This window comes from Streptomyces sp. ISL-11, assembly GCF_018614525.1.
Lineage (GTDB): Bacteria > Actinomycetota > Actinomycetes > Streptomycetales > Streptomycetaceae > Streptomyces.
Genome location: NZ_JAGGOL010000033.1, coordinates 1 through 20,239 on the forward strand (window position 1 = coordinate 1; position 20,239 = coordinate 20,239).

At 72.1% G+C, this 20,239-nt stretch carries 16 protein-coding genes; 14 read left to right on the forward strand and 2 right to left on the reverse strand.

Annotated elements, in window-relative coordinates:
• From J7E86_RS09300 to J7E86_RS09310, 3 genes are all read left to right on the forward strand, one after another.
• A partial coding sequence (locus tag J7E86_RS09300) for an ATP-binding domain-containing protein (RefSeq protein WP_215081078.1) occupies positions 1–1,314 on the forward strand: 1,314 nt, incomplete at its 5' end.
• 418 nt (positions 1,315–1,732) lie between these two features.
• Positions 1,733–3,166: an NAD-dependent malic enzyme gene (locus J7E86_RS09305; protein ID WP_215081079.1), complete on the forward strand. Its 1,434-nt coding sequence runs from the start codon at positions 1,733–1,735 to the stop codon at positions 3,164–3,166.
• Between the two features lie 273 nt (positions 3,167–3,439).
• Positions 3,440–3,721, forward strand: coding sequence for an HU family DNA-binding protein (locus J7E86_RS09310; RefSeq protein WP_071961969.1), 282 nt, complete (start codon positions 3,440–3,442; stop codon positions 3,719–3,721).
• A 267-nt stretch (positions 3,722–3,988) separates the two neighbouring features.
• Here the strand turns inward: J7E86_RS09310 and murA are convergent, their stop codons facing one another.
• Positions 3,989–5,329, reverse strand: coding sequence for a UDP-N-acetylglucosamine 1-carboxyvinyltransferase (gene murA, locus J7E86_RS09315; protein ID WP_215081080.1), 1,341 nt, complete (start codon positions 5,327–5,329; stop codon positions 3,989–3,991).
• 219 nt (positions 5,330–5,548) lie between these two features.
• Here murA and J7E86_RS09320 point away from each other — a divergent pair, with 219 nt between their 5' ends.
• The 10 genes from J7E86_RS09320 to J7E86_RS09365 all read left to right on the forward strand — a co-directional run bounded on the left by J7E86_RS09320 (position 5,549) and on the right by J7E86_RS09365 (position 17,284).
• Positions 5,549–6,139, forward strand: a complete 591-nt coding sequence (locus J7E86_RS09320) for a YqgE/AlgH family protein (protein ID WP_215081081.1) — start codon at positions 5,549–5,551, stop codon at positions 6,137–6,139.
• Between the two features lie 82 nt (positions 6,140–6,221).
• Complete coding sequence (locus tag J7E86_RS09325) at positions 6,222–6,512, forward strand: DUF3039 domain-containing protein (RefSeq protein ID WP_215081082.1); 291 nt, start codon at positions 6,222–6,224, stop codon at positions 6,510–6,512.
• A gap of 188 nt (positions 6,513–6,700) precedes the next feature.
• Positions 6,701–8,020 (forward strand): extracellular solute-binding protein, encoded by a 1,320-nt coding sequence (locus J7E86_RS09330; protein ID WP_215081083.1) that lies wholly within the window; start codon positions 6,701–6,703, stop codon positions 8,018–8,020.
• Entirely contained in the window at positions 8,017–8,949 is a 933-nt protein-coding gene (locus J7E86_RS09335; protein WP_215081084.1) for a carbohydrate ABC transporter permease, read from the forward strand. The genes J7E86_RS09330 and J7E86_RS09335 overlap by 4 nt, the downstream gene beginning before the upstream one ends.
• Positions 8,946–9,803: a carbohydrate ABC transporter permease gene (locus tag J7E86_RS09340; protein ID WP_215081085.1), complete on the forward strand. Its 858-nt coding sequence runs from the start codon at positions 8,946–8,948 to the stop codon at positions 9,801–9,803. Before J7E86_RS09335 ends, J7E86_RS09340 begins: the two co-directional genes overlap by 4 nt.
• Before the next feature lie 4 nt (positions 9,804–9,807).
• The gene (locus J7E86_RS09345) at positions 9,808–11,454 is read left to right on the forward strand and encodes a beta-N-acetylhexosaminidase (RefSeq protein ID WP_215081086.1); all 1,647 of its coding nucleotides are present in this window, start codon (positions 9,808–9,810) and stop codon (positions 11,452–11,454) included.
• Between the two features lie 302 nt (positions 11,455–11,756).
• Entirely contained in the window at positions 11,757–12,653 is an 897-nt protein-coding gene (locus J7E86_RS09350; RefSeq protein WP_215081087.1) for a xanthine dehydrogenase family protein subunit M, read from the forward strand.
• On the forward strand, positions 12,650–14,377 hold the full coding sequence (locus J7E86_RS09355) for a 2Fe-2S iron-sulfur cluster-binding protein (RefSeq protein WP_215081088.1): 1,728 nt from the start codon (positions 12,650–12,652) through the stop codon (positions 14,375–14,377). The genes J7E86_RS09350 and J7E86_RS09355 overlap by 4 nt, the downstream gene beginning before the upstream one ends.
• A gap of 71 nt (positions 14,378–14,448) precedes the next feature.
• On the forward strand, positions 14,449–16,743 hold the full coding sequence (locus J7E86_RS09360) for a xanthine dehydrogenase family protein molybdopterin-binding subunit (RefSeq protein WP_251018893.1): 2,295 nt from the start codon (positions 14,449–14,451) through the stop codon (positions 16,741–16,743).
• Positions 16,744–16,843: 100 nt separating this feature from the next.
• Positions 16,844–17,284 (forward strand): hypothetical protein, encoded by a 441-nt coding sequence (locus J7E86_RS09365; RefSeq protein ID WP_215081090.1) that lies wholly within the window; start codon positions 16,844–16,846, stop codon positions 17,282–17,284.
• Here J7E86_RS09365 and J7E86_RS09370 read toward each other — a convergent pair.
• Complete coding sequence (locus J7E86_RS09370; RefSeq protein ID WP_215081091.1) at positions 17,269–17,559, reverse strand: hypothetical protein; 291 nt, start codon at positions 17,557–17,559, stop codon at positions 17,269–17,271. The genes J7E86_RS09365 and J7E86_RS09370 overlap by 16 nt on opposite strands.
• 1,445 nt (positions 17,560–19,004) lie before the next feature.
• Between J7E86_RS09370 and mycP the strand changes: the two genes are divergently transcribed.
• Positions 19,005–20,174, forward strand: a complete 1,170-nt coding sequence (mycP, locus tag J7E86_RS09375; RefSeq protein WP_308312533.1) for a type VII secretion-associated serine protease mycosin — start codon at positions 19,005–19,007, stop codon at positions 20,172–20,174.
• Positions 20,175–20,239: the final 65 nt, after the last annotated feature.

A 20,239-nucleotide genomic window follows, 5' to 3' on the forward strand; every position in this document is an offset into this window, starting at 1 on the left:
GGGCAGCTGTCGTTCGACGACGCCGCCGCGCCCGCGCCGGGCGGCGCCGCGCAGCCCGACCGGCTGCGCGTGGTCGCCTTCGGCGCCCGCCTGGAGCTGGGCCCCGAGGACCTCAGGCGCATCCGCAACGCCGTCCTCGGCGGGACCGCGCCCATCAACCTGCTGCGCCCGCGCGCCCGCAGGCTGATCCTCGACGCCCTGTGGTCCAGGGCGGGCGGCCCCAAGCGCTACACCGACCCCGAGCTCGCCGCCGAGGCCCGGCAGGCGTTCGACGAGGACATCTCCACCGAGGACGACTTCCTCACCTTCCTCGCCGCCTGGTGGCCCGAGCTCTCCCCGCGCGGCGTCCTCGCCGCGATGGCCGACGAGCGCCGGCTCTCCCGCTGGTCGCGCCGGGTGCTCAACCCGCGCGAGGTCCGCCTCATGGCGCGTTCCCTCAAGCGCCTGGACGCGCGCGGCCGCGGCCCGCTGTCCGTGCACGACGTGGCGCTCCTCGACGAGCTGGAGACGCTGCTCGGCGCCCCGGCCCTCCCCAAGCGGCCGCGCGAGCTCGACCCGCTCGATCAGCTCACCGGGCTGGAGGAGCTCATGCCCCAGCGCTCGGAGTCGCGCCGCGAGCGCGCCGAGCGGCTGGAGCGCGAGCGCCGCGACTACGCCCACGTCATCGTCGACGAGGCACAGGACCTGACGCCCATGCAGTGGCGAATGGTGGGCCGCAGGGGCCGCACCGCCACCTGGACGATCGTCGGCGACCCGGCCCAGTCCTCCTGGTCCGACCCGGACGAGGCGGGCGCCGCCCGCGACGAGGCGCTCGGCGCCCGCCAGCGCCGCCGCTTCCAGCTGACGGTGAACTACCGCAACCCCGCGGAGATCGCCGAGCTGGCGGCCAAGGTGCTGGCGCTGGCCATGCCGGGCATGGAGTCCCCGGCGGCCGTCCGCTCCACCGGCGTCGAGCCCCGCTTCGCGGTGGCCGGCGCGGACCTCGGCGCCTCCGTGCGCGACGAGGCGCTGCACCTGCTCGCGGACGTCGACGGCACGGTCGGCGTGGTCGTGCCGATGGGGCGCCGCGCCGAGGCGCGCGGCTGGCTGGCCGGACTCGGCGACCGGGTCGTGGTCCTGGGCAGCCTGGAGGCCAAGGGGCTGGAGTACGACGCGACGATCGTGGTCACGCCCGCCGAGATCGCGGACGAGTCCCCGGCGGGGTTGCGGGTGCTGTACGTGGCGCTGACGCGGGCCACCCAGCGGCTGACGGTGCTCTCGGGCGAGCGCGACGACCCGGACGGGGACGGGGTGCCGGACCTCCTGCGCGACTGAGCGGGCGGCCGTCCGCGGGGTTTTCGGGCGCCGCCGGGACCGAACTTCCCCTACAGGAATGACTTCCCGGAGGGGTTTGTTAGCCTGGGTATGGCACCGGCTCGATCCAAGCCCCCGGGCCCAACCTTAGTCGCTTCGAGCGACCACTTGCCGCGAGGCGAGCATGGCGGGCCGGTGTCACCAGACGTTCCGTACGGGCGTCCTTCCTCTCGGGAAAACCTCCGAGGGAAGGGCGCCCGTCGGCGTTCGTGCGGCAGGAGGCTCGCGAGAAGGCTCCCGTATTCCGGAAGGATCCTTCCGGAATATGGCCCTGGTTACCCCCTACTGACCGGTAGGTGCGACCATCGTTTCCCCACCCCATGGGCGCACCCATGGGACGTGCACAGAGTGAAACAAGGGAAAGCAGAGGAAGTCGGCCATGGCAACGGCGCCAAGCGTCTCGTACTCGATGACGGTCCGGCTGGAGGTCCCCGCCAGCGGGACCGCGGTCAGCCAGCTCACCACGGCCGTGGAGTCCTCCGGCGGCTCGGTGACCGGTCTGGACGTCACCGCCTCGGGCCACGAGAAGCTGCGGATCGACGTGACCGTCGCCGCCACCTCCACCGCCCACGCCGACGAGATCGTGGAGAAGCTCCGCGGCATCGAGGGCGTCTCGCTGGGCAAGGTCTCCGACCGTACGTTCCTGATGCACCTCGGCGGCAAGATCGAGATGGCGTCCAAGCACCCCATCCGCAACCGTGACGACCTCTCCATGATCTACACCCCGGGCGTCGCCCGCGTGTGCATGGCGATCGCGGAGAACCCCGAGGACGCCCGGCGCCTGACCATCAAGCGCAACTCCGTCGCCGTCGTCACCGACGGCTCCGCCGTCCTCGGCCTCGGCAACATCGGCCCCAAGGCCGCGCTGCCGGTCATGGAGGGCAAGGCGGCCCTCTTCAAGCGCTTCGCCGGTATCGACGCCTGGCCGATCTGCCTGGACACCCAGGACTCCGACGCCATCGTCGAGATCGTCAAGGCCATCGCCCCCGGCTTCGCGGGCATCAACCTGGAGGACATCTCCGCGCCGCGCTGCTTCGAGATCGAGGCCCGGCTGCGCGAGGCCCTCGACATCCCCGTCTTCCACGACGACCAGCACGGCACCGCCATTGTCGTCCTCGCCGCGCTGACCAACGCGCTGCGCGTGGTCGAGAAGGCCATCGGTGACGTACGGGTCGTCATGTCCGGCGCGGGCGCGGCCGGTACGGCCATCCTGAAGCTGCTGATCGCCGCCGGCGTCAAGCACGCGGTCGTCGCCGACATCCACGGCGTCGTGCACGCCGACCGCCACGACCTGGTCGCGGCGAGCCCGGAGTCCGCGCTGCGGTGGATCGCCGACAACACCAACCCCGAGGGCATCACCGGCACGCTGAAGGAGGCCGTGCACGGCGCCGACGTCTTCATCGGCGTCTCGGCCCCCAACGTCCTGACCGGCGAGGACGTGGCCGCGATGGCCGACGGCGCGATCGTCTTCGCGCTCGCCAACCCCGACCCCGAGGTGGAGCCGGCGATCGCCCGCCAGACCGCCGCCGTGGTCGCCACCGGCCGCTCGGACTTTCCCAACCAGATCAACAACGTGCTGGTCTTCCCGGGCGTCTTCCGCGGCCTGCTGGACGCCCAGTCCCGCACCGTCAACACCGAGATGATGCTGGCCGCCGCGGGCGCCCTGGCGAACGTCGTGGGCGGGGACGAGCTCAACGCGAACTACATCATCCCCAGCGTCTTCAACGAGAAGGTCGCCGGAGCCGTCGCGGGTGCCGTCCGGGAGGCCGCGAAGGCCGCCGGAGCGGCTGTGACGGGCACCACGACCGTCTGACGACGGCGCGTCGCGGGCCTTCGGGCCCGCGACCTGCCCATAAGGTGACGGGCAGAAATCAGGCCGCGGAAATGCGGCTGTATCCGAGGCTGTGCCGCTTTCCGTGTGACTCTCCAGGGTGCCGGATTGGCTTTCCCGCCACTGGTGGGGGCAGGATGCGTAACCGGGCGCGAGGGTCTGGCAACAGACCCGGGTCCGGGGACTGTCCGAGGGCCCTGGCAGCATCGGCTTCGATCTCACGCCTCAATGGCAAGAAGAACACGGGAGTACAACATGAACCGCAGTGAGCTGGTGGCCGCGCTGGCCGACCGCGCCGAGGTGACCCGCAAGGACGCCGACGCCGTTCTGGCCGCGCTCGCCGAGACCGTCGGCGAGATCGTCGCCAAGGGCGACGAGAAGGTCACCATCCCCGGCTTCCTGACCTTCGAGCGCACCCACCGTGCCGCTCGCACCGCTCGTAACCCGCAGACGGGCGAGCCGATCCAGATCGCTGCCGGTTACAGCGTGAAGGTCTCCGCGGGCTCCAAGCTCAAGGAAGCCGCCAAGGGCAAGTAAGTCCCTTGACAGCGCGAAGGGCGGCCACCCCTGGGGGGTGGCCGCCCTTTCGGTTGCTCCGGGCGTGTGCGGGTGCGCCCTGAGGGGCCTGGAGGGGCTGTAGGGGCCCTACGGGGCGTCAGGAGCGCTGGAGTGCACGAAAGCGCCTGTACGGGCCTTGAATGGCTCGTACAGGCGCTTACGGGGCGTCAGACGGCGTTGCCGGGCAACGACTCGGCTTGTCCGGGACCCCCAGCCGGGCGTGGGTCCGGCCGGGGATGCGGTCCGTCAGGCCGCCGAACCGCCCGGGAGTTCCACGTTCGCGCCCAGAGACTTCAGCTTCTCCATGAAGTTCTCGTAGCCGCGGTTGATCAGGTCGATGCCGTGGACACGCGACGTGCCCTGCGCCGCCAGCGCCGCGATCAGGTACGAGAAGCCACCGCGCAGGTCGGGAATGACCAGGTCGGCGCCCTGCAGCTTCGTGGGGCCGGAGACGACCGCCGAGTGCAGGAAGTTGCGCTGGCCGAAGCGGCAGGCGGACCCGCCGAGGCACTCGCGGTAGAGCTGGATGTGCGCGCCCATCTGGTTGAGCGCGGACGTGAAGCCGAGGCGGGACTCGTACACCGTCTCGTGGACGATGGACAGGCCCGCCGCCTGCGTCAGGGCCACGACCAGCGGCTGCTGCCAGTCCGTCTGGAAGCCGGGGTGGACGTCGGTCTCCAGCGCGATCGCGTTGAGCGGGCCGCCCGGGTGCCAGAAGCGGATGCCCTCGTCGTCGATCTCGAAGGCGCCGCCGACCTTGCGGTAGGTGTTGAGGAAGGTCATCATCGACCGCTGCTGCGCGCCGCGGACGTAGATGTTGCCCTCGGTGGCCAGCGCCGCCGACGCCCAGGAGGCCGCCTCCAGGCGGTCCGGGAGCGCGCGGTGGTTGTAACCGCTGAGCGAGTCCACACCGGTGATGCGGATGGTGCGGTCGGTGTCCATGGAGATGATCGCGCCCATCTTCTGCAGTACGCAGATGAGGTCCTCGATCTCCGGCTCGACGGCCGCGTTGGACAGCTCGGTGACGCCCTCCGCCAGGACGGCGGTCAGCAGCACCTGCTCGGTCGAGCCGACCGACGGGTACGGCAGGCGGATCTTGCAGCCGCGCAGCCGCTGCGGGGCCTCCAGGTACTGGCCGCCCTCGCGCTTCTCGATCGTCGCGCCGAACTGGCGCAGCACCTCGAAGTGGAAGTCGATCGGCCGTCCGCCGATGTCACAGCCGCCCAGGCCCGGGATGAACGCGTGGCCCAGCCGGTGCAGCAGCGGGCCGCAGAACAGGATCGGGATCCGCGAGGAGCCGGCGTGCGCGTCGATGTCGGCGACGTTGGCGCTCTCCACGTGGGAGGGGTCCAGGATCAGCTCGCCGGGCTCGTCGCCGGGGCGCACGGTGACGCCGTGCAGCTGGAGCAGGCCCCGGACGACGCGCACGTCGCGGATGTCGGGGACATTGCGCAGCCGGCTGGGTCCGCTGCCGAGCAGCGCGGCGACCATGGCCTTCGGCACGAGGTTCTTCGCGCCGCGGACACGGATCTCGCCCTCGAGCGGGGTGCCGCCGTGGACAAGCAGTACATCGTCAGGGCCGGTCATGGATCTCGCGTTCCTGGAGTTGGGCAGGGGGCAAGAAGAAAGGGTAATGCGACCGGAGGGCCTTCCTGCATGCACGAGGGGGCTCCAGCCATGTCATGGATTGGCAACAACACGCTGTGTTAATGGAATGGTCGCTACCGGTTATCGGCGCGGCGAGCCCTTTCCGCTGGACTTGCCGTCCACCCTCCGCCCGGGCCCGAAATGCGGGATCATGTGCCCATGTCCGAGGTGTCCTCGCTCACAGGACGGCTGCTTGTCGCGACACCGGCGCTCGCCGACCCCAATTTCGACCGTGCGGTGGTGCTGCTCCTCGATCACGACGAGGAGGGCTCCCTCGGCGTGATCCTCAACCGTCCCACGCCCGTGGGCGTGGCCGACATCCTGGAATCCTGGGCGGCCCTCGCCGGCGAGCCGGGGGTGGTCTTCCAGGGCGGTCCCGTCTCGCTGGACTCGGCGCTGGGCGTGGGCGTGGTGCCGGGGGAGGCCCACGAGAAGGGTGAGCCGGCCGCCGGCGACGGCCCGCTCGGCTGGCGGCGCGTGCACGGCGCCATCGGGCTGGTGGACCTGGAGGCCCCGCCGGAGCTGCTCGCGGCGGCGCTGGGCTCGCTGCGGATCTTCGCCGGCTACGCGGGCTGGGGCCCCGGCCAGCTGGAGGACGAGCTCGTCGAGGGCGCCTGGTACGTGGTCGAGTCCGAGCCGGGCGACGTCTCCTCGCCCGATCCGGGCCAGCTGTGGCGCGCGGTGCTGCGGCGCCAGCGCAACGAACTGGCCATGGTCGCCACCTACCCCGACGACCCCAGCCTCAACTGACGCGGGGCCGCCCGCGCGGCCTGGCGGCCGACACTCCCCGGGGCTCAGCTGATGGCGCCGCACCCCAGTACTCTTGGAAACCATGAGCACTCTTGAGCCCGAGCGCGGGGCAGGGACCGGCACCCTCGTAGAGCCGACGCCGCAGGTGTCGCACGGCGACGGCGACCACGAGCGCTACGCCCATTACGTCCAGAAGGACAAGATCATGGAGAGCGCGCTCTCCGGATCCCCGGTGGTCGCCCTGTGCGGCAAGGTCTGGGTCCCCGGGCGCGACCCGAAGAAGTACCCGGTCTGCCCCATGTGCAAGGAGATCTTCGAGGGCATGGGCGCCGGCGGCGACAAGGACAAGGGCGGCAAGGGCGACAAGAAGTAGCCCACCTCCCTCCCCTTCTCCCTCCGGATCCTCCTCCCGGATTCCACGGCCCCCGGAGCGCGTCACCGCGCTCCGGGGGCCGTTCGCTCTTGTCGGGCCGGGCGACGGCCCTTAATCTCCTCTCAGTTGTGCAGAGCGAAACGCGCGTTGCGCATGTTGCAACGCCCTGTGATGTGGGAGGGGAGCCCATGGCGTCACAGCCGTCGCCCTGCGCCCGGATCCGGGCCTCGGCCCTGGCCGGACTCCTCGTCCTCGCCCTGCTCGCGGGCGCCGCGGCCTGCGCGCCCTCGACCGCCCGCCCCGCCGGGGGAGGCGACCGGGCGACCGGCACCCTGCGGATCTGGCTCTTCCGCGAGGTCGACAACCGGCCCAAGGCGGCCGTCGTCGACAGGGCCGTCGCGGCCTTCCTCCGCGACCACCGCGGGGTACGGGCCGACGTCACCTACATCCCCGTCGAGTCCCGCGCCCAGAGGATCAAGGCCGCGCTCAACGATCCCCGGAGCGCTCCCGACCTCGTCGAGTACGGCAACACCGACACCGCCGGCTATGTGAAGGACGGCGGGCTGGCCGACGTCACGGCCGACTTCGCCGCATGGCCCGACGCCCGGGACACCGACCCCGCGGCCCGCCGCTCGGTGACCGTGGACGGAAAGATCTACGGCGCCCCGCTGTTCGTGGGCGTACGGGCGCTGTACTACCGCACCGACGTCTTCCGCGACCTCGGCCTGCGGCCGCCCCGCACCCTGGCGGAGCTCGCCGCCACCGCCCGGCGCGTCCACGAGGCGCGGCCGCGGCTGTACGGGCTCGCCGTCGGCGGCGCGTACACCTACGGCGCCCTGCCGTTCCTGTGGGCGCACGGCGGCGACCTCGCCCGGAAGAAGGGCCGGCGCTACACCTCCGCCCTCACCGGCGGGGAGGCGAAGAAGGGCATCGTCGCCTACACCGCGCTCTTCGGCGACCACAACTGCCCACCGAGCACCTGCGCGCAGATGGGCGGCAACGCCACCGTCGAGGCGTTCGCGTCCGGCAAGGCCGCCATGGCCATCGGCGGCGACTTCAGCCACCGGGCCGTGGAGAACGGGAAGGTCAAGGGCGCCTACGCGGTCGTACCGCTGCCCGGCCTGCGAGAGGGACAGATCGCGCCGGCCTTCGCGGGCGGGAACAACCTCGGCGTACTCAAGAGCAGCTCCCACCGCACCCTCGCCGTCGGCCTGATGCGGACGCTCACCGGCAAGCACACCCAGGCCGAACTCTTCGACGCCATGGGCTTTCTGCCCACCTACACCGACGTGCGCCGTGCGGCGGCCCGCCGCGAGCCCTTCGTGGCGCCCTTCGTGAAGACCCTCGACGCCGGCGCCGCGTTCGTCCCCACCACACCCGCCTGGGCCGCCATCGACGCCGGGCAGGTGCTGCCGGTCATGTTCCAGGAGATCGTGAGCGGCCGCAGGAGCGTGGACGACGCGGCGGCGCGGGCCGCCAAGAAGATGAACGAGGCGTTCCGCGGATGACGGCCGCCGGGACCACCGCACCCCGCGCGGGCCGCCGGCCGGGCACCTGGACGCCCTGGCTCTACCTGGCCCCCGCCCTCGTCCTGCTCGGCGGGCTGCTGGTCTACCCCGTCTACCAGCTCGGCCTCATCTCCTTCCTCGAATACACGCAGGCACAGGTCAGCGGAGGCGAGCCCACCTCCTTCCAGGGGCTCGGCAACTACGCCGAGCTCTTCCGCGACAGCCAGTTCCGGCAGGTCCTCGCCGCCACCGTCGTCTTCGCCGCGGCCTGCGTCCTGGCCACCCTCGCCACCGGCTGCGCCCTGGCCGTGCTCCTCACGCGCGTACGGGCCCTGCCGCGGCTGGCGCTGACGCTCGCCGCGCTCGGCGCCTGGGCAACGCCCGCGGTCACCGGCTCGACGGTGTGGCTCTTCCTCTTCGACCCGGACCTCGGCCCCGTCGACAAGGCCCTGACGTGGCTCGGCCTGTCCGGTTTCGACGGCCACTCCTGGACCTACGACCGCTACAGCGCCTTCGCGCTCGTCCTCCTCGAAGTGGTCTGGTGCTCCTTCCCCTTCGTCATGGTGACCGTCTACGCCGGCATCAAGGCCATTCCGGGCGACGTGCTGGAGGCGGCGGCCCTGGACGGCGCCTCCCCCTGGCGGATCTGGCGCGATGTCATGGCACCCCTGCTCAGGCCGATCCTGGTCGTCGTCACGGTCCAGTCGGTCATCTGGGACTTCAAGGTGTTCACGCAGATCTATGTGATGACCAACGGCGGTGGCGTCGCCGGGCAGAACCTCACCCTCAACGTCTACGCCTACCAGAAGGCGTTCGCCTCCTCGCAGTACAGCCTCGGCTCGGCCATCGGGGTCGTCATGCTGCTGATCCTGCTGGCCTTCACGCTCGTGTACCTGCGCCTGCTGCGGCGCCGGGGGGAGGACATATGAGCCCGCACCGCGGCCGCCGCCCCGGGCGGGCGGCGGCCGAGGCCACCGCGCTGCTCGTCGCCGCCGTGGTCGCCTTCCCGCTCTACTGGATGGTCCTGTCGGCCTTCAAACCGGCCGGTGAGGTGCGCTCGGACCGGCCGCGCCCCTGGACCCTCGACCCCTCCCTGGACGCCTTCCGGCGCGTCTTCGACCAGCAGGACTTCGGGCGGTACTTCCTCAACAGCCTGCTCGTCGCGGCCGTCGTGGTCGTCGTCTCCGCGCTCGTCGCCTTCCTGGCGGCCACCGCCGTCACCCGCTTCCGGTTCCGCTTCCGTACGACCCTGCTGCTGATGTTCCTCATCGCGCAGACGGTGCCGGTCGAAGCCCTGACCATTCCGCTGTTCTTCCTGATGCGCGACCTCGGCGACACCGTCCCCGGCGTCGGGCTCAACACCCTCGGCTCGCTGGTGCTGCCGCACATCGCCTTCTCGCTGCCCTTCGCGATCTGGATGCTGCGCGGCTTCGTCAGGGCCGTACCCGAGACGCTGGAGGAGGCGGCGTACCTCGACGGCGCGAGCCGCGCCCGCTTCCTGTGGCGGATCCTCTTCCCGCTCGTCTTCCCCGGACTGGTGGCGACGAGCGTCTTCTCCTTCATCTCCACCTGGAACGACTTCCTGTTCGCGAAGTCGTTCATCATCAGCGCCACCGAGAACTCGACCCTGCCGATGGCGCTCCTCGTCTTCTTCAAGGACGAGGGCAACGACTGGGGAGGCATCATGGCGGCATCCACCCTGATGACGATCCCGGTGCTGGTCTTCTTCGTACTCGTACAGCGCGGGCTCGTCGCGGGCCTGGGCGGAGCGGTGAAGGAATGAACCCGTGAACGACGTCGCCTACGGCCTGATCCCCGCTCCCCGCCGGATCCACGACGCGCTGCCCGGCGGCGTCGGCTTCGAGATCGACGAGGACACGGAGATCGACGCCCGGCCCGGCACCGAGCGCGTGGCCCGCTGGCTGCGCGCGACCGTCGGCGCCGCCACCGGGCTGCCCCTGGCGCCGCACCGCGACGGCTGGAGCCGCGTCCTGCTGCGGATCCTGCCCGAACTCGGCGAGGAGCACGGACCCGAGGCGCACCGCGTCGCCGTCGACGGCTACCTCGTCGAGATCGCCGGTGCCAGTGAGGCGGGCGTCTTCCGTGGCGCCCAGACCTTCCGTCAGCTGCTCGGGCCCGAAGCCTTCCGGCGGGCGCCCGTCACGCGCCGGACCGGTTGGCAGCTGCCCGCGGTCGTCATCGAGGACGCGCCCCGCTTCGCCTGGCGCGGCGTCCTCCTCGACGTCGCCCGGCACTTCCTGCCCAAGGACGGCGTGCTGCGCTATCTCGACCTGCTTGCCGCGCACAAGCTCAACGTCCTCCACCTCCACCTGACGGACGACCAGGGCTGGCGCGTCGAGATCGAGCGCTGTCCCCGGCTGACCGAGGTCGGTGCCTGGCGTACGCGCACCAAGCTCGGGCACCGGGCGTCCCCGCTGTGGGACGAGCGGCCGCACGGCGGCTACTACACGCGGCACGACATCCGGGAGATCGTCGCGTACGCCGCCGAGCGGCACATCACCGTCGTACCCGAGATCGACATTCCCGGACACTCGCAGGCCGCCATCGCCGCCTACCCCGAACTGGGCAACACCGACGTCGTCGACACCACCGCCCTCTCCGTCTGGGACACCTGGGGCGTCAGTCCGAACGTCCTCGCCCCCACCGACACCACCCTCGCCTTCTACGAGAACGTCCTCACCGAGGTCCTCGAACTCTTCCCCTCGCCCTTCGTCCACATCGGCGGCGACGAGTGCCCCAAGGACCAGTGGCGGGCGTCCCCGGCGGCCCGCGCCCGGATCGAGGCGGAGGGCCTGGCCGGCGAGGACGGGCTGCAGAGCTGGTTCATCCGGCACTTCGACCGGTGGCTGGCCGAACGCGGCCGGCGACTCGTCGGCTGGGACGAGATCCTGGAGGGCGGCCTGGCGCCGGGCGCGACCGTCTCCTCCTGGCGCGGCTACGCCGGCGGCATCGTCGCGGCGCGCGCCGGACACGACGTCATCATGTGCCCGGAGCAACGCGTCTACCTCGACCACCGGCAGGCCGACGGACCCGACGAGCCCGTACCCATCGGATACGTCCGCACCCTGGAGGACGTCTACCGCTTCGAGCCCGTCCCGCCGGAGCTCACCGGTGCCGAGGCCGCCCGGGTCATCGGCACCCAGGCCAACCTCTGGAGCGAGGTGATGGAGGACCAGCGGCGCGTCGACTACCAGGCGTTCCCGCGCCTGGCCGCCTTCGCCGAGGTCGCCTGGTCCGCGCTGCCGGCCCCCGAGGACCGCGACTTCGCCGGCTTCGAGCGCCGGATGTCCGTCCACTACGCCCGCCTCGATGCCCTCGGCGTCGACTACCGCCCGCCCGGCGGCCCGCGGCCCTGGCAGCGCCGCCCCGGCGTCCTCGGACGCCCGATCGAGGGGCCGCCCCCGAACGTGTGAGCCGCGGCGCGAGCCCCCGCCGCCGTTCCGGCCGGTCGGCACGGTGGCTCCGCCGTACACCCCGTAAGTCGTACAAGTCCCCTTGATTATCCACCGATCATGCCAATGCGCGCACAGGGGAGACAGGGTAGAAAACCGGACCATTCGCCAGGCCCGGGACGGACCAGCGGTTCGCGGACCCTCGCGACGGCGGAGTCGGAAGATGTGCCAGAGTTGCCACGTCCGGGCCGACAGCACGTACCGTACGGCGGGATCAGGCGGATCAGGCACAGTCGGGGATCACCGGGGAAGGGGCAGCTGGGTTGACCACGCACGCACCGCAGGCGGCGCACACGGTGACGTTGCCGGGCTCGCTCGACGAGGCCGTGGCGGCACTCGCCGCCATGCCCGCCGCCGTGCCCGTCGCGGGTGGCACCGATCTGATGGCCGCCGTCAACTCCGGGCTCCTGCGGCCCGCGGCCCTCGTCGGCCTCGGCCGCATCAGCGAGATCCGCGGCTGGCAGTACCAGGACGGCCACGCCCTGCTCGGCGCCGGTCTCACCCACGCCCGGATGGGCCGGCCCGACTTCGCCGCCCTCATCCCGGCCCTCGCCGCCGCCGCCCGCGCCGCCGGACCGCCCCAGATCCGCAACGCCGGCACCCTCGGCGGCAACATCGCCTCCGCCGCCCCGACCGGTGACGCCCTGCCCGTGCTCGCCGCGCTGGAGGCCACCCTCGTCATCGCGGGCCCCGGCGGCGGCCGCCGCGAGATCCCCGTCGGCCACCTGCTCACCGGCTTCGACATGCTGCTCCCCGGCGAGCTCATCGGCTACGTCCGGGTGCCCCTGCTGCACGCCCCCCAGACCTTCCTCAAGGCCACCGGCCGCACCGGACCCGGCCGCGCCGTCGCCTCCGTCGCCGTCGTCCTCGACCCCGCCCGGCGCAACGTGCGGTGCGCGGTGGGCGCGGTCGCGCAGATGCCGCTGCGCCCGCTCGACGCCGAACACTGGGTCGCCTCGCTCATCGACTGGGACGGCGAGCGCACCCTCGCGCCCGAGGCGTGCACCGCCTTCGGCGACTACGTGGCCGCCGCCTGCATCCCCGACCCCGCGCCCGCCCCCGACGGTGGCGAGCCGGGCACCCTGCCGCCCGCCGCGCTGCACCTGCGTCGTACGGTGGCGACTCTGGCCCGCCGAGCACTGGGGAGGGCACTCGCGTGAGTGACGAACAGCAGCGACACAACGGCACCGCCGGCCCGGGCGGCTGGCAGCCGATCCCGCGCGGCGCGGAGTACGACGAGGGCACGACCTTCCTCCAGCTCCCGCCGGAACTCCTCGCCCACCCGGGCACCGCGCCGGCCGGCACCGGCGCCTGGGACCCGCTGGCCGCGACCGGCGCGGGCGGCTACACCCCGCCGGTGGGCGAGCCCTGGCAGCAGCCGCTCGCCCACGCCCCGGCGCAGGAACAGCGGTGGACGGGGGAGTGGGACACCCAGGCGGCGGCGTCCTACGAGCCTCCGCGCCCGGAAGCATCGGCCCAGGCCGGCGGCGCGGATCCGCACGCCACGGCGGAGTGGGCGATGCCGTTCGGCGGGGAGACACCCGCCGACACGGGCGAACCGCAAGGCCAGGACCAGGGCCACTGGACCGTTCCGGCCGCCGGGGACGACCCGGTGGACGAGTCCGGCGAATACCTCGTGCACGCGACGAACGGCCCGCAGGACACCGACGGCCACGGCATGACGTGGCCGGAGCCGGCCGGCGGCGCCCACGCGTGGGAGCAGCCGGTGCCGGACGCGGTGCCGGCCGTCGCGTCGGCCGGCGGCCCGCTGGGTGCCGACACCGGCTCGACCGGCCAGTGGTCGATTCCGGTTGCGCCCGGCGACACGCCGGAGGAGTCCGGGGAGTACCCGCTGGACGCCTTTGCGGGTGCGGCCGCCGTGGGGGCCCCCGAGGCGCCCACAGCCATGGCCCAGGCATCTCCCTCCGCTTCCGCTTCCGCCCCCGGAGCCGCCGGCGGGGTCACTGGTACGAGCGATAATCCGACCGACGCGTGGACGCCCGAGGCGGTCCAGCAGGCGGCACCGGACGCGGGCGACGCGGAAGCGCGTCCGGGCGAGCCCGAGCCCGAGCCGGAGCCGCTGCGGGAGCCCGAGCCCGAGCCGGTGGCACCCGCGTCGGCCGAACTCCCGGACGACGCGGCCCCGGGGGAGCCCGCTCCAGCGGAGCCGGCACTGCGGGAAGCTGAGCCCATCGAGATGCCGGGCGCCCACCTGGAGAGTCCTGACGGCCTCGACGGTCCGCACGACATCGACGGTCCGGACGACCTCGGCCCCCTCTCCGCGCCCTTCCACACCGAGCACCCCTGCGCCTCGTACGTCCTGCGCGTCAACGGCACCGACCGGCCCGTGACCGACGCCTGGATCGGCGAATCGCTCCTGTACGTACTGCGCGAGCGCCTCGGCCTCGCCGGCGCCAAGGACGGCTGCTCGCAGGGCGAGTGCGGCGCCTGCTCCGTACAGGTCGACGGGCGCCTGGTTGCCTCCTGCCTCGTGCCCGCGGCGACCGCGGCCGGCTCGGAGGTCCGTACGGTCGAGGGCCTGGCCACCGACGGCCGGCCCTCCGACGTCCAGCGCGCCCTCGCCGACTGCGGCGCGGTGCAGTGCGGGTTCTGCGTGCCGGGAATGGCCATGACCATGCACGACCTGCTGGAGGGCAACCACGCCCCGACCGAGCTGGAGACCCGTCAGGCCATCTGCGGCAACCTCTGCCGCTGCTCGGGCTACCGGGGCGTGCTCGACGCCGTCCGCCAGGTCGTCGACGAGCGCGCGGAGGCGTCCGCGGCACAGGACGAAGCGCAGCCGGGAGCGGACCAGTCCGACCAGGCACGTATCCCGCACCAGGCGGGTCCGCACGGCGGCGGCAGCGGAAGGGCAGCGGAATGACGGGGACGGGCGGCATGGGCGGCATGGGCGGAGCGGCGGGTACGGCCGGCGCGGCCGAGGGCCTCGGCTCCATGGCCACCGTCACCACACCTTTCACGCCGGACGCCGTCGCGTCCCCGCCGCACGGCATCGGCGCGTCCCTGCCCGCCGCCGACGCGGCCGCCAAGGCGCAGGGCATCTACCCCTACGCGGCCGACCTGTGGGCCGAGGGACTGCTGTGGGCCGCCGTGCTGCGCTCCCCGCACCCGCACGCCCGCATCCTGTCCATCGACACCTCCGAGGCCGCCCACATGCCGGGCGTACGGGCCGTCGTCACCCACGCCGACGTCCCCGGCGACGCCGCCCACGGCCGCCGCGTCGCCGACCGGCCCGTCTTCGCCTCCGACATCGTGCGCCACCACGGCGAGCCGATCGCCGCCGTCGCCGCCGACCACCCCGACACCGCCCGGCTCGCCGCCGCCGCCATCGCCGTCGAGTACGAGCTCCTGGAGCCGGTCACCGACCCCGAGCAGGCGTTCTCCGCCGAGCCGCTGCACCCGGACGGCAATCTGATCCGCCACATCCCGCTGCGCTTCGGCGACCCCGAGGCCACCGGCGAGGTCGTCGTCGAGGGCCTCTACCGCATCGGCCGCCAGGACCCCGCGCCCATCGGCGCCGAGGCCGGCCTCGCCGTGCCGCGCCCCGACGGCGGCGTGGAGATCTACACCGCCTCCACCGACCCGCACGCCGACCGCGACCTCGCCGCCGCCTGCTTCGGCCTGGAGCCCGAGCGGGTCAAGGTCGTCGTCACGGGCGTCCCCGGCGCGATGGGCGACCGCGAGGACCCGGGCACCCAGCTGCCGCTGGGCCTGCTGGCCCTGCGCACCGGCCACCCGGTCAAGCTCGCCGCGACCCGCGAGGAGTCCTTCCTCAGCCACCCGCACCGCCACCCGACGCTGCTGCGCTACCGGCACCACGCCGACGCCGAGGGCAAGCTGGTCAAGGTCGAGGCGCAGATCCTGCTGGACGCGGGCGCGTACGCCGACTCCTCCGCCGAGGCGCTGGCCGCGGCCGTGGCCTTCGCCTGCGGCCCGTACGTCGTCCCGCACGCCTTCGTCGAAGGCTGGGCCGTACGCACCAACAACCCCCCGTCCGGCCATGTGCGCGGCGAGGGCGCCATGCAGGTGTGCGCCGCGTACGAGGGGCAGATGGACAAGCTCGCCGCCCGGCTCGGCATGGACCCGGCCGAGCTGCGGCTGCGCAACGTCCTGGCGACCGGCGACCTGCTGCCCACCGGCCAGACGGTGACCTGCCCGGCCCCGGTCGCCGAACTCCTGCGCGCTGTGCGCGACTACCCCCTTCCCGCGCTCCCCCTCGACGACCCGGACGAGGCGTGGCTGCTGCCCGGCGGCCCCGAGGGCGCGGGCGAACCGGGCGCGGTGCGGCGCGGCGTCGGCTACGGCCTCGGCATGGTCCACATGCTCGGCGCGGAGGGCACGGACGAGGTCTCCACGGCCACGGTCAAGGTGACGGGCTCGGTCGCCACGGTCATCTGCGCGGCGGTCGAGTCGGGCCAGGGCTTCTCGACGCTCGCCCGCCAGATCGTCCAGGAGGTCCTGGGCATCGACGAGGTCTACATCGCCCCCGTCGACACCGACCAGCCCCCCTGCGGCCCCGGCGCGCACAGCCGCCACACCTGGGTCTCGGGCGGCGCGGTCGAGCGGGCCGCGCGCATGGTCCGCACCCAGCTCCTGCAGCCCCTGGCCGCCCAGTTCGGCATGTCCGCGGAACTGCTCACCATCGCGGACGGCAGGATCACGTCGTACGACGGCGTCCTGAGCACCACGGTCCACGAGGCCCTGGAGGGCAAGGAACTCTGGGCCACCGCCCAGTGCCGCCCCCACCCGACGGAGCCGCTGGACGAGTCGGGCCAGGGCGACGCGTTCGTCGGCATCGCCTTCTGCGCCGTCCGCGCGGTCGTCGACGTCGACGTCGAGCTCGGCTCGGTGCGCGTGGTCGAGATGGCCGTCGCCCAGGACGTGGGCCGCGTCCTGAACCCGGCCCAGGCCCGCACCCGCATCGAGGCCGGCGTCACGCAGGGCGTCGGCGCGGCCCTGACGGAGAACCTCCGCACGTCGGCCGGCCTGGTCCGGCGCCCGGACCTGACGGGTTACGCCCTGCCGACGTCACTGGACACCCCCGACATCCGCATCGTGAAGCTGGTCGAGGAACGCGACGTCGTCGCCCCCTTCGGCGCGAAGGCCATCAGCGCGGTCCCGGTCGTCACGTCCCCGGCGGCGGTCGCCGCGGCGGTCCGCGCGGCCACGGGCCGCCCGGTCAACCGCCTCCCGATCCGCCCCCAGGCGGCGGTGGCGACGGGGACCTGAGTACGGGTACTCACGTGCCTGTCACTGCCCGGCAGTAATGTGTAGCGTGAAGTTACACCTGATGCCGGGGTGTTGGGGCGGAAGCAGTGATGGGGCGCGCATGACGGACAACTCACCGCAGGGCCGCATGGCGGCGGAGCTGGCGTCGCTGAAGGTCTTCCGGGGGCGCGTCGACGAGATCATCACGACGCTGGGGGAGTCGGAGGCGGCGCCGACACGTATCACCGAAGGCCGCCTGAACCAGGAGCACTTGGGGACGGGCTTCACGGCGGCGAAGGTCTTCTACGACATCTACCACGATGTCCACGCCGACCTGACGACCCTCTCCCAGCTCCTCAACGACCAGATCGAGGCACTGAGCGTGGCCGTGCGGGACGCACACGGTGGTTACGCCAACACGGACGTGGACGTGCGCGACCGCATGTGGGCGATCCAGAACGAGCTCAAGCGGCACTACGACCCGAGCCGCGACCCGGAGGCGAAGCGGGCGAAGACCGAGCACGGTCCGCCCTCCTCCTCCCGCAGTCAGGCCCATATGTGACGTCGCGCCACCACGCCGCAGCCCCGAACGAAGGACGATGACCCTCCATGGCTGAACCGGCTCCGGACAGGATCGCGCCGGACAGGATCGCCCCGCCGCAGCCCGGCCCACGCCTTCCTCAAGCCGTCTTCGCGAACGACTTCCACCCCTTCCCGCACGAGCAGCTCCAGGCGATGGTCGAGCACGCGGACGTCCACCGCGTCACGATGACCGAACTGCAGCTGCAGGGCGCGGCCCACGCCATCAAGAAGATCGGCGAGGACCTCAAGCGCCATGTGGACCGGGTCCAGTGGGAGGGCGAGGGCGGAACGGCGTTCCGCAAGTGGGGCGCCACCATGGGCAACCAGGCGATCCTCCTGGGCGAGTACGCCGCGACGGCCGGCATGTGGCTGTCCTTCGCGGCGACGACGCTGGGCGGCGCCACGCGCATGCCGAAGTTCTCCACGGAGGACAAGGCGGTGGTCGACGCCTACCTGGAACACCACCCGCAGCCGATGGGCAAGATCCCCCCACCGTTGTCGGTCGCCACCGACCAGGGCCTCTCGCTGCAGGGCCCGACCCAGCGCCAGGCTTTCGACGCCCAGCAGCGCATGGAGAAGGCGCATGCGGAGGCGGCGGAGCTGATGAAGGCGCTGGCGGAGTCCTATCAGGAGTCGGGGCGGCAGATTACGGCGGCTAAGAGGCCGAACTTTCCGGTGATCCCGCCGGAGGTGGTTCCGCCCCCGACACGCCCGCGCATTGGATCTGACCATATCCAAACCGGCGGTCCGAGTGGGGCAGAGGGGTACACCGGTAGTCGGGTGGATGGGGATGCGCCAGGCGTTGTCGCGTCGGTTCCCTCAACGCTGGACAGGGGAGGACCGACAACTGGCCGGGGACCGCACGATCCCAGGGCTCGGGTGCCCGTGCCCGAACACCACATCGGCACGGACATTGACAGTGTCGGGCCACTGCCGAGTACTCCGACCGTGCCGTCCGAGAGGCCCTCAGTTGCCCTCCCTGTCGAAGGTGGCCTGCCTCACGACATTGGTTTGCAGCCACGCCCTGCCCCGTCCTTGCCGCTTCCGGGAGGCACCGGGCCGATCAACGGAAGGCCCGGACTGCCGTCACCCCGTCCCCTCGGTCCCGATAGACCAGCGCCCATGGGAATGCGCCCCGGCTTGCCCGTCCCCCGAGTGCCGGACACCGGCGTAGTTGGTGGTCGCCCGATGTCTCCCCGACCGGAGGGGACGAGCGGCTCTCTCCCTCGTGGCACGGTCATTGGTACGGAGCCGAGTCATGGGAAGGGGACCCCACCCATGGCTTACGGTTCTGGCGCCGGTGGGTTCGGCGGAGCGAACCCAGGCGCCCCGGCGGGCAGCCAACGCGGCCGATACGCTGCTGGGCCTCCAGGAGGCGTTGTTGGTGGGCCTCCCGGAAGCCGTGGCGGGTCAGCGGCTGCTGCGCCCTTCACACCAGGAGGGTCGGGGCTGGTTCGCGGCAACAACTCTTCCTCGGGGGTCGGTATGCACGGCGTGCCTCCTGCTACCGGCGGAGCTGCGGCGGCGCCTCAGCGCCGTAGCGGCAGTCGGCGCTCGGATTACTTGGTTGAAGAGGAAGAGACGTGGCGCCAGACGAACCGTCGCGTGGTTCCGCCTGTCATCGAGTGATGTCACTCCCTTCAAGAGGAAAGAACATGGGCGCCAGCGCAGAACGACGACGTACGTGGAGAGTGCGAGGGGTGGCCGGCGCCCTGGGGCTGTTGTTGACGGGAACAGCAGCCCCATTGGCGCATGCCGACACTGTTCGCTCGCAGCAGTGGTACCTCGATGCCATGCACGCGGACGAGATGTGGGAAGTCAGTACCGGAAGAGGCATCACTGTCGCTGTCATCGACACGGGCGTGGATGCCACATTGCCTGATCTCGACGGACAGGTGCTCGAGGGGAAGGACTTCACAGGGCAGGGAGGCGACGCACACACCGATTCCTTCCAGCACGGCACGACCATCGCGGCGCTCATCGCGGGCAGCGGCAAGCGCTCGGACCGGGATGGATCCTTCGGACTTGCACCTGGCACCAAAATCCTGCCGCTACGGGTGACCGATGGCTCGGAAGCGAAGAATGAAGCCGAGGCCGCTCGGGGCTTCTCGGCTACGGTCAGCGCTGCTATTCGGTACGCCGCCGACTCAGACGCAAAGATTCTCAATATTTCGATGGGGCAGGAATCGGACAGTAAGGAAATCTCGGAAGCCGTTCGATACGCGCTCGCAAAGGGAAAGCTCATCTTTGCGGCTGTCGGGAACGGCGGCGAGAAGGGCAACGCTGCCGAGTACCCGGCCGCTTCACCGGGGGTTGTGGGCGTGTCCGCGATCAGTAGGGACGGTACGTCGACCAAGGAGTCCCAGTCCGGCCCCCAAGTAGACCTTGCCGCCCCTGGCGAAGAAATCGTCTCAGCGTGCGCAGGCGGCAGCGAACTGTGCAGAAGTCATGGCACCAGCGCGGCCACCGCCCTCGCCTCCGCCTCCGCCGCCCTCATCTGGTCCGTGCACCCCAACTGGACCGCCAACCAGGTGACCCGCGTGCTCATCAACACCGCCGGCGGTGCCACGACCGGCGAGAAGCGCACGGACTCCATCGGTTACGGCGCCGTCCGCCCCCGCATCGCTCTGAAGGACCCGGGCGACCCGGGCCCGGCGAACGTGAACCCGCTTCCCGGCTCGCCCACCGAGGCTGACAACTCACCGAATCCGACCCCGTCCAAGCCCACGGGCGCCATGCCGCCGCGCGAAGAGTCGGCTTCCAACGCGGGCAAGGCCCTCATGTGGACCGGCATCGGCCTAGGCGTAGCCGCGGCGGCCGCCGCGGGAATCGCCGTCCCGGTAGTCATCACCCGCCGCCGCCGAGCCTGACCCCACCTCACCTCACCAGGAGACACTTCGCGATGACGCTTGCCCAATTCCAGCCGGAGGCTGGA